We start from the raw sequence: 10449 nt of genomic DNA, 5'->3' as shown, positions 1-10449 counted from the left end.
CTCGGGATGATCGATCTTCTGGCATCCACTCCGCTGACCGCGGAACAGGAGAAATACGTTCGGGCGGCCAGAACCAGTGCAGCCTCCCTGCTTGCTCTTCTGAACAACATTCTGGATTTTTCAAAGATCGAGGCCGAGAAGATGGACCTTGATCTACAGGAGTTCGATCTCAGGGACATGCTTGACGACCTGACCGACATGATGGCCCTGCAGGCCGAAGACAAGGGGCTCGAGTATATCTGTTATGCCGATCCCGACGTGCCCAACCTGGTTGTGGGCGATCCGGCCAGATTGCGCCAGGTGTTGATCAATCTGGTGGGCAACGCGTTGAAGTTCACCGAATCGGGAGAGGTGATGGTTCGGGTCTCTCGTGTTCAAGCCGCTTGTGACGAGGGGCGCAGCAAGGTGTGTTTCTCCATCCGGGATACGGGGATCGGGATTCCCGATGACAAACAGGAGCTTCTTTTCCATAGTTTTTCCCAGCTCGATCCCTCGACCAGTCGGATGTATGGAGGATCCGGGTTGGGGCTGACCATTTCCAGGGCGCTGGTTCACATGATGGGTGGAGAGATCGGTGCCAGGAACCGGTCGACCACCGGGGCCTTCTTCTGGTTTACCGTCGATCTGGGAGTATCTGAGACTCCTGACGCGTCACGTGTCGTTTCCGAACATCTCAAGGGCAAGAGGGTGCTGGTCGTCGACGACAACGCAGCCTGTCGCGAGGCTCTCAGCAAGCGACTGGACTCGTGGGGCACGAAGGTCGACGGGGCGGGCAGTCGGGCTGAGACTCTCGCCATGCTTGCCGCCGCGCAGGAGCAGAATGAACCGTACGATCTCGTCGTGCTGGATTTTCAGATGCCGGATATTGACGGCGGGGCGCTTGGCCGCTGTATCATCGACGAACCGAGCCTCATCACCCCCAGTCTGGTGCTCATGGTTCCTTTCAGGATGATTCGTGAAGGGCGGCGGAGCATGGGGCTGGGATTCAAAGGGTATTTGAGCAAGCCGATCAAGCACCACGCCCTCGAACTCGTGCTGTCCCAATCCCTGAATCGGGATGCCGAGGGCGATAGGGTCGGGAAATGCCGACTTGCCGGCATTCAAGAAGGCGATGACGCGGTTTTTGATTTTTCTCGGCGGGGTATTCGGATTCTCGTTGCCGAGGATAACACCATCAATCAGCAGGTCATGACCGGGGTACTCGGAAAGTTCGGAATAGACGCGGATTCGGTCGCCAATGGCAGGGAATTGCTCGAGGTCCTGCGGTCCACAACGTATGACATGATCTTCATGGATATCCAGATGCCGGAGATGGATGGGTATCAGGCAACAGAGGCCATCCGTGACCACGAGTCAGCGGTGATAGACCATGATCTGCCGATCATCGCCATGACTGCTCATGCCATGCGGGCCGATCGGGAGCGCTGCTTCCAGACAGGTATGGATGATTATCTTTCCAAACCGTTTTCCCTGGAGCGGCTGGCCCGGATGATCGAAAAATGGATGCCTGCGAGATCCGCTGCCGATCCCCCGTCTTCGGACGACTCGAGTGACGTCTCTGCTCTCGAGAGCGAAGACGTGTTCGATTATCAGGCCTTGTTGGATCGCCTCATGGGGGACGAAGGTCTGGCGCGTGATATAATGATCCGGTTTCTGGACGATATGCCCGCGCAACTCGACGCGCTTGAGCACATGATCGACATGGGTGATGTCGGAGAAACAATGCGTCAGGCCCACACCTTGAAAGGAGCTTTTTTGAATATCGGGGGGCGGGTCGCAAGCAGTGTGCTGGAACATGTGGAAGATACCGCAACCCGGGAGCATATGGCTTTGGCAGGTGACATGATGCAGGATGTTCGCCGGACGTTCGAGGCGTTGCGAACGGCCATGCAGCTGACATGTAATAGAATGGGGAGGTAACTGTGCGTATTCTCATTGCCGAAGACGAATCCGTATCTCGGAGCATCTTGTCTGCCATGCTCGGGAAGTGCGGGTACGAAGTCGTGGAAACCGAAGACGGGGAATCGGCCCTCGAGCGCCTTCTGGCCGAGGATGGACCGAAGCTGGCCATCATCGACTGGCTCATGCCGGGTATGGACGGGCTCGAGGTCATCCGGCGCATCCGAGCCGTTCGGGATAATAACCGGCCCTACATGCTCATGCTTACGTCCATGGACGAGAAGGCGAATATCATAGCCGGTCTCGATGCCGGTGCCGACGATTATCTGACCAAGCCCTTTGATTCCGGAGAGCTCAAGTCCAGGATTGCGGTGGGGCAGAGGCTGATCGAGATGCAGGACCGGCTTGACGCCAAGATTGAAGAACTCCGGGCGGCCCTGGATCATGTGGAAACCTTGCAGGGAATCCTGCCCATCTGCTGTTTCTGCAAGAAGATCCGGGATGACAAGGGGTATTGGAATCAGGTGGAAGCCTATATGGCCTCCCATTCCGATCTCAAGTTCAGTCACGGCATCTGCCCGGATTGTATGAAAAAGAATTACCCAGAGCTTTATGCGGACATCGAGGATGCCGATTCCGAGTGAGTCCCGGGGAGCAATCAGGCACAATTGATGACGAGGTAGTCATGTTCAAATTCATCCATGCGGCCGACCTTCATCTGGACAGCCCGCTTCGCGGCTTGTCCCGGTACGAGTCGGCCCCGGTCGAATCCATCCGCAATGCCAGCCGAAGGGCGTTGGAACATCTGGTGGATCTGGCCATCGAGGAAAAGGTCGCCTTTGTGCTCCTGGCCGGAGATCTGTATGACGGGGACTGGAAGGACTATAGCACGGGCATTTTTTTCAGCCGTCAGATGGGTCGGCTCCATCGTGAAAATGTCAGGGTCTTTGTCGTGGCCGGCAATCATGACGCGGCCAACACCATGACCCGGGCATTGACCGTTCCTGCCAACGTGACCCTGTTTTCTCCCCGCAAGCCCCAGACCGTGGAACTTGCGGACATCGGCACGGCCATTCACGGCCAGAGTTTCAAGACCCGGCACGTGCAGGACAACCTGGTGACCGGCTATCCTCCTGCCCGTGCGGGCATGTTCAATATCGGAATCGCCCACACCAGTCTGGACGGGCGCGAAGGCCACGGAATGTACGCTCCCTGTACGCCGGATGACATGAGGGGAAGGGGCTATCACTATTGGGCCCTGGGGCATGTGCACAAACGGGAGATCGTGGCCGATGATCCGTACATCGTTTTTCCGGGATGCATCCAGGGACGACATATCCGCGAAATCGGGGACAAGGGATGTATGCTCGTCACGGTGGAGGACATGGCCGTCACCGAGCTCGAACCCGTTGCCCTGGACGTGTTCCGCTGGGCCCTTTGCACTGTGGACCTGACCGGTGCGCGGACTGCGGGTGATGTCATGGAGCAGGTGCGCCGGAGTCTTCAGAAGGAGCGGGAGGATGCCGAGGATCGCCCCCTTGCCGTTCGGGTTCGTCTGCAGGGAGCCACTGCCATGGCCGAAGAACTGGCCGCAAGGCCCGACGTCTGGCTGCAGCAGATACGGATGCTTGGGGCGGAGATGGGGAGCGGAGATATCTGGATCGAGAAGCTCGAAACGGCCGTCGCGGGCAGGTTGGATCTCGATGCGGTCATGGCCGAGGATTCGGGGTTTGCCCGGATGCTGGGGGAGATCCAGGCTGTTCCCTGTGCGTTGGATGGCGTTCCGGGATTGTCCGACGTGGTTGCCGAACTGGTGCAAAAGATCCCGATCGAGGCCGTTGGTCCCGAATCAGACTTGGATCTCCATGATCCGGATACCGTGCAGCGGCTGGTACGGGAATCCAGGCAGATGCTCATGGGAAGACTTCTGGCCATGGGAGGGGAACAATGAGAATCGATCGTTTCGACCTGCTCGCCTTCGGCCGGTTCACGGATACCTCCCTGGACCTCTCCGACGGTGACCAGGGGCTGCACCTGATCTACGGGAACAACGAGGCGGGCAAGAGCACGTCGCTCCGGGGGCTGGTGGCCTGGCTGTTCGGTATTCCCGCCCGGACCACGGACAATTTCACCCACCCCAATCCCCAGCTTCGCATCGGCGGCAGACTCCGGCTTGTAAGCGGTCAGACCCTGGATTTCATGCGCAGAAAAGGGAACAAGGGGACCCTGCTCGATCCTGGGAGCGGTGACGTGTTGGATGACGGTCTGCTCGTTCCCTTCATCCCCTCGGGGATCGACGAATCCCTGTTCAGAAATCTCTACGGCATCGATCACGACCGACTCGTGGCCGGGGGGCGTGAACTTCTGGATCAGTCGGGCGATATCGGCCAGGCCCTTTTCAGCGCGGCAGCGGGCACGGCAGGACTCCGGGACGTGGTCGCCAAGCTGCGGGAAGGGGCGGAAACCCTGTTCAAGCCCCGGGCCTCGACCAGGGTGATCAATCAGGCCCTGGCCGGGTACAAGGACGCCCGGAAGCGGATAAAAGAGGCCACCCTTCCGGTTGCCGAATGGAAACGGCTGCACAAGGAGCTGGACGAAACCCTTGCAGAGATCGAGAGCGTCGAAGGGGTCATCCGTTCGGCCTGTGAGGAAAAAAGCCGGTTGGAACGTCTGGCCCGGGTCAAGGGACCGCTGGCGGAGCGTCGCGGGGTACTCGAACAGTTGGATGGGCTCGCCGAGGTCGCGCTGCTGCCTGATGATTTCGAGGAATCGTGCAGGATGGCCAGGAAAGATTTTGCCGACGCCGACAAGGCCGGACAGAAGGGGCGGGCCAAACTGGAATTGCTCGAGGAAGAGGGGGCGTGCCTGAACATCCGGCAGGATCTTCTGGACAACGCGGCAATCATTTCGGACCTGTTCAAGGAACTTGGCGCGGTGGAGACCGCCATCAAGGACCGCCCCCGGCAGGATGGGCAACGCAGTCATCTTCGTAACGAGGCCAAACGGCTTCTGGGGAGCGTCCGCCCGGATGTGTCTCTCTCCGAGGTCGCGAAGGTCGAGCGGCTTCGTCCGGTTCTCGGCAACAAAAAATGGGTCGTCGCCCTGGCCAAACAATATGATCTGCTGGCTCAGGACAGAGAGAATGTTCTCTCGCGCATGCGGGACATCGAGGACGAACAGGCACAGGCCGGAAAGGATCTGCTCCAGATACCTCCGGTCAGGACTGATCTGCGGGAGATCAAGGCGATTGTTGCGGCCGCCCGCAAGGCCGGTGACCTGGAATCCCGTCTGGCCGATGGTCAGCAGCGGGCCCGGGAGGCGGTGCAGGCCATGGAATCGGGCTTTGCCGCCCTGGGCCGGTATGGTGGTGCCATGGACGGCCTGGCATCCGTCCCCATGCCGGTTGCCGAGACCCTGGACGACCATGAGAAACAATTCGACGAGCTGCACGATGCTCGCAAGGATGCGCGGACCAGACTCGAAGACATTGTCAAAGAACACAAATCAGTGGAGCAGGAACTCAAGGCCCTGCTCCTGCAGGACGACGTCCCGACGCTGGTGGACCTGGAGACCTCGCGTTCGACCAGGAATCAGGGATGGGAGTTGATCAAAGGGCGATACATCGAACAGCGGGACATAGAAGAAGCCGTGACCGCGTTCGCCCCGTCGGGTGACCTGCCCGGAGTGTACGAGAAATGCGTGCGCAAGGCCGACTCGCTCAGCGATGTCATGCGAGCAGGGTCGGACCTGGTTGCTAAACGGGCGACCCTGGAGACCCGGCTCGAAGAACTTGCGGCCCGGAGAGGCAAGCTGGAGAAAGAACTGGAAGCCTTCGGGCAGGCCGAAGAGCAACTGACAACGGCCTGGAAAAACATCTGGCAACCGCTGGACATCGAACCGGGCAAGCCCCGGGAGATGAAGCAGTGGCTCCTCAGGGCGCAAAAGCTCATTGCCGAGATGCAATCGGCCAGGCTCACGGTCACACAGGCCCAGCGGATCAACGAGGAATTACTCAGACACCGGGAGGCGGTCGCCGCACAGATAGCCCTCTTTGATCGGGATTTGTCCACCAACGACATGGGACTAAGCGCCATGATCGAGTGGTGTGAGCAGCGGATCGAAGATGTGCAGGACCGTCTCAAGCAGAGGGCACAGCTCCAGAAATCCCTGGATGGTATAGGCCGCCGCATGGACCGGGCCAGAGAGGAGCTGACGGCTGTGGAGGGCAAACAGGCCACGTGGCGGGAAGAATGGGCCCAGGCCGTCCAGGGGCTGGGGGTGGCTGCCGATGCCCACCCCGAACAGGCCTTGAGTTCCCTTGAGCGGATGGAAGGATTTTTCAAGACCTTTGATGATTCCGAAGGTTTGCGCAGACGGATTTTCGGGATAGACAGGGTCGTGGAGGAGTTTGGGACCAAAGTGTTCGATCTGGCCCAGCGTGCCGGTTGGGACCTGGACGGGCGGGACGCAAGGACGCTGGTTGCCCAGCTGAACAGGGACGTGGCCGAGGCCCGTGATGCCCGGGCAACGCTCAAGAAGATCAATGTCCAGAAAAAAGACGTCCGCGAAGAGATGGAAAATGCCGCGATCACCATGAACGCTTCCCGGGAAAAACTGGCCGAGCTCAGGGAGCTGGCCAAAGTGACCAGGGACGAGGACCTGGAAAAGGCCGGCGGAGTCTCCCGAAAAAAGCGGGAACGCATACAGCGTCTCGAGATCCTGGACAAGGAACTGGCCCGCAACGGTGACGGTCTGAGCATCGAGGAACTGGAAAAAGAATATGAAAACGCCCGCATCGATACCATGGATGACGAACTCGACAGGGTCCGATCGACCCTCGAGGAACACCAGAAGAAGCGCGACGGATTGCGTGATGTCCGCCAGACCCTGCAGAACGACATCCAGGCCAAGGACGGCAGCGCGCAGGCGGCCGGTGCCTCGCAGGACGCCCAGGAACAGCTGGCCGTGATAACTTCCGGTGCCGAGGAGTATCTGCGCCTGCGCATCGCCGGTCAGATCCTCGAGCAGCGCATCGAGGCCTACCGGCAGGAAAACCAGGGCCCCCTTCTCGGCAGGGCCGGGGAACTCTTTGCCCGGTTGACCATGGGGTCCTACGCAGGACTGCGCGACGAACTGGACAGCGGTGGTCATCCCGTTCTTCTGGGGATCCGCCCGAGCGACGACGAGGTCCCGGTGGAGCACATGAGCGAGGGAACCCGCGATCAGCTCTATTTGGCCCTGCGGTTGGCCACGTTGGAGAAGCATCTGGGCGAGGGCGAACCCATGCCCTTTGTGGTGGACGACATTCTGATCGGATTCGATGACAACCGGACCCGTGTCTGTCTGGAAGTGCTCGCCGAGTTGGCGACAAGGACGCAGGTTCTGATTTTCACGCACCATAACCGGGTTCTCGAATTGGCCGGAGGGATCAAGGCCCGGTCGGGGATATTTGTCCACCGGCTCTGATGGGGCGAACCGTCCCGACACTCCGGTAATCTGGTGTGCCATGAACACAAACGGTCCGATATCCATCCTGGATATCGGACCGTTGCTGCTTGCCGCGAAAGATCACGCCACGGCGCATTTGAAAATCCTGATTGCGGATCTATCCCCTCTATTCAGGAAGATCAGCGCCGACCGGTTTGCGTGTCCACGGGTCGCCCCCGTAATCCTTTCTCCGCAAACCGGTGTGACTCAGATATTCTCCTTGGTCCCGCTGTGGACAAAGGCCTTCTTGATCATCTTGTAAAAGCTGCCCTTGTCGATACCGATGGTCTGGCCGCAGGGGCAGCATATCTTGTCGCCCTTGATGGCCGGCGAGCAGAGCATTTTGTCGATGCGGTCCTTATGGCATCGAAGGACTGAGCCGTGGCCGAGCTTTTTGTATTTCCAGAGTTTTTGCCTGCAGGTGGCGCAGCGGATGGTCAGCATGCCGGATTGTCTCCATCGGGGCTGTCAATGAGCATGCGAAGCCCCCCTAGGTCACGTAATGAGGCCACTTGATTTTGCAACAAGCAGCCGGAGTAATTGCCCGGTTTTGACAGTTTCAACGTGGGATTTTGGGGGGTAAAAAGTGGTTTTAAGACCAAAAACAGGCCTTTTTGAACTATTATGATTAGCTATCTCAGGGTGTTGTCTTGGTCCGGCCCCGATAAGATGGACGGACGCTTTTTTTTGTCTATATGGAAACCGGAAAGGTGCGCCGCCGGAGATTGCAAAGACGTATTGAATGGGGCTATCGAACAACTATCGGTCATGAATGTCAATCACTCAACCATGGGAGCAGGGTATGGATCTACAGGATGTACGCAAGACGGCCAGGGAGCGGATGAAGGGATATTGCAAGGTGTGTCCGGTGTGCGACGGCCGTGCCTGTGTGGGCGAGGTGCCCGGTATGGGCGGGCTGGGTACGGCCGCGTCCTTCAAGGATAACGTTATCGCCCTTGGCGAGCGCAAGCTGAATATGCGCCTGGTGCACGGCGTGGTCGAGCCCGACACCTCGGTAGCGGTCTTGGGCAGGACGCTGGGGATTCCCGTACTTGCCGCGCCCATCGGCGGGGTGTCCTTCAATATGGGCGGAAAGGTCACGGAAGAGGAGTATGTCGGTGGTGTGTTGGAAGGGTGTGTGGAGCACGGCACCCTCGGGTGCACCGGGGACGGGGTACCCCCGTTCATCTCCGAATCCGGATTTGCGGCCATCTCCCGGCTGGACGGAGCGGGCATTCCGTTCATCAAGCCGTGGGAAGATGAGGAACTTTTTGAGAAACTGGACAAGGCCATGGCCAGCGGGGCCCACATTATCGGCATGGACATTGATGCGGCCGGGCTGATCACCCTGAAGAAGATGGGCCGTCCGGTCAGCCCCAAGCCCGCGGTCAAACTGACAGAGATCATCAAACGTTGCCCGGCTAAGTTCATCGTCAAGGGGATCATGACCCCGGATGATGCCAAACGGGCCAGGGATGCCGGAGCCGCGGGCATCGTGGTTTCCAACCATGGCGGGCGTGTTCTGGATCATACCCCGGGTACGGCCAGGGTGCTCCCCCGCGTTGCCGAGGCGGTCACGGGGGACATGGCTGTTTTGGCAGACGGCGGCGTGCGTACGGGGACGGATGTGCTCAAGATGCTCGCCCTGGGTGCCGACGCGGTCATGGTCGGGCGACCCGTTTCCGTGGCCGCAGTGGGCGGACTCAAAGAAGGCGTTGTCGCCTATCTGGATCAAATGAAGGCGGAGTTGACCCAGGCGATGGTACTCACGGGAACGGCCAGGGCGAACGCAGTGGACAAGGGGATCTTGTTCGACGGGTGATGGGACTGGTCGTTTGGCAGGTCCAAATAACCGTGTGATAGTTGGGAAGGCCCCCAAAGCCCGGACGGCTTTGGGGGCCTTCTTTGGGTTGTGACGGGATCCGCGTAGCAAATGCTCCACGGGATACTGGTATCCACGACCATCAATGTGCGTTTTGTCCTTTACGAAACAAACGATGTGTCCACTATTGCCCGCTGGACTTCCTTGCAGCATATGTTTTTTGTCCGGCCCAGCCATCGCCGAGCAACGGGTTCCGGAGAATTATGCGCCCAACCACGAGGACTGTTTATGCTGACCTCATCCAAGACAACGCAACGATACCACCCGTGGGTGCAGTAAGTCGTTGGTCGGTTGGAAGCGATAGTTGGGCGTCTTCATACAAACCCCCTGAGCCAGGCACACACCCAGGGCGATACTGTAATGGATGCCAAGACTACCGGCCATACATTGCCATCTCTGAATGTATAGGCCGATAACAATTCGTTCCAATCTTTACCAGCGACGATTCGGCCGAATGTAAACTCAAATATCAGTGTTGCCAGGAACCATCCCACTCCAATACCCCAATAGTCACCGGGCCCGAGTTTTCCGAACCAGCCTACGCCGAGGTACGTAAGGACAAATATCAGAGCGGATAGGACCAATCCGCTTGCCGGGAGACCAACGGGCTTTCCAAGAGCAGGGATGAGGATTTTTTCTCGAACCCCTCCGTTTGTGATCGCTAGCAAGAGCATTGCAAGCCACATTAACGATGATTTAATGATTACACTCAATGTCATACCCCTCCGGATGTGCCTGCAAAAAAAGAAATTTTTGCAGGCAGGGTTAAGATTCAAGCTGAAAGTTTTGTAACTATTCAGCTATTGCTGACCCAATCATCTTTCCCCCTCCTGGGAACGCCGAGCGTCTGCTCGGCACTGCGTTTACTCACCAACAGAAATATGGGCAGATAGTACCCAATGCGGGCTAACGCGCGCAACCCGAGAGAAACTCCCACCGCCCGCTCGCAACCTCGCTCGAGACGCCGAGAAGGGCACAACGAAAAATGTCTCCCCATGTCTTTCCCTGTGTCTCTGCGTCTCGAGGTATATAAAATATGCCGGGCGGTGAGTGCTGTTGTACGCATTTCGATTTTTAAACATCAGGTAAACATGGAAACATCGGGAAACATCGGGGACAGGCAAACAATGTCTTTGTTCGATGTTCTCGTCGAGAACAAAAATCTTCATGATGGGATAACG

At 58.5% G+C, this 10449-nt stretch carries 6 protein-coding genes; 5 read left to right on the top strand and 1 reads right to left on the bottom strand.

Features of this window, described 5'->3' with window-relative positions; translation table 11 throughout:
• From ACY692_RS12955 to ACY692_RS12940, 4 genes are all read left to right on the top strand, one after another.
• The coding region (locus ACY692_RS12955) for a hybrid sensor histidine kinase/response regulator (RefSeq protein WP_462325795.1) at nucleotides 1-1920 on the top strand (1920 nt) is incomplete at its 5' end.
• Nucleotides 1921-1922: 2 nt separating this feature from the next.
• Entirely contained in the window at nucleotides 1923-2543 is a 621-nt protein-coding gene (locus tag ACY692_RS12950) for a response regulator (protein WP_462325794.1), read from the top strand.
• Nucleotides 2544-2584: 41 nt separating this feature from the next.
• On the top strand, nucleotides 2585-3850 hold the full coding sequence (locus tag ACY692_RS12945) for a metallophosphoesterase family protein (protein ID WP_462325793.1): 1266 nt from the start codon (nucleotides 2585-2587) through the stop codon (nucleotides 3848-3850).
• Nucleotides 3847-7365 carry an AAA family ATPase gene (locus ACY692_RS12940; RefSeq protein ID WP_462325792.1) on the top strand — a complete coding sequence of 1173 codons (3519 nt, stop codon included), beginning with the start codon at nucleotides 3847-3849 and terminating at the stop codon, nucleotides 7363-7365. The genes ACY692_RS12945 and ACY692_RS12940 overlap by 4 nt, the downstream gene beginning before the upstream one ends.
• 228 nt (nucleotides 7366-7593) lie before the next feature.
• Here the strand turns inward: ACY692_RS12940 and ACY692_RS12935 are convergent, their stop codons facing one another.
• Nucleotides 7594-7830, bottom strand: coding sequence for a hypothetical protein (locus tag ACY692_RS12935; RefSeq protein ID WP_462325791.1), 237 nt, complete (start codon nucleotides 7828-7830; stop codon nucleotides 7594-7596).
• Between the two features lie 358 nt (nucleotides 7831-8188).
• Between ACY692_RS12935 and ACY692_RS12930 the strand changes: the two genes are divergently transcribed.
• Complete coding sequence (locus ACY692_RS12930) at nucleotides 8189-9208, top strand: alpha-hydroxy-acid oxidizing protein (RefSeq protein WP_462325790.1); 1020 nt, start codon at nucleotides 8189-8191, stop codon at nucleotides 9206-9208.
• Nucleotides 9209-10449: the final 1241 nt, after the last annotated feature.

The sequence above is a fragment of the Desulfoplanes sp. genome (assembly GCF_054921335.1).
Note: the sequence above shows the minus strand (reverse complement) of the source record. Positions and strands in the feature narration are given on the sequence as shown.

Coding starts and splice junctions, on each gene's coding strand:
- ACY692_RS12945 (WP_462325793.1), top strand. CDS start 2,585: ATGTTCAAATTCATCCATGCGGCCGACCTTCATCTGGACAGCCCGCTT.
- ACY692_RS12940 (WP_462325792.1), top strand. CDS start 3,847: ATGAGAATCGATCGTTTCGACCTGCTCGCCTTCGGCCGGTTCACGGAT.
- ACY692_RS12935 (WP_462325791.1), bottom strand. CDS start 7,830: ATGCTGACCATCCGCTGCGCCACCTGCAGGCAAAAACTCTGGAAATAC.
- ACY692_RS12930 (WP_462325790.1), top strand. CDS start 8,189: ATGGATCTACAGGATGTACGCAAGACGGCCAGGGAGCGGATGAAGGGA.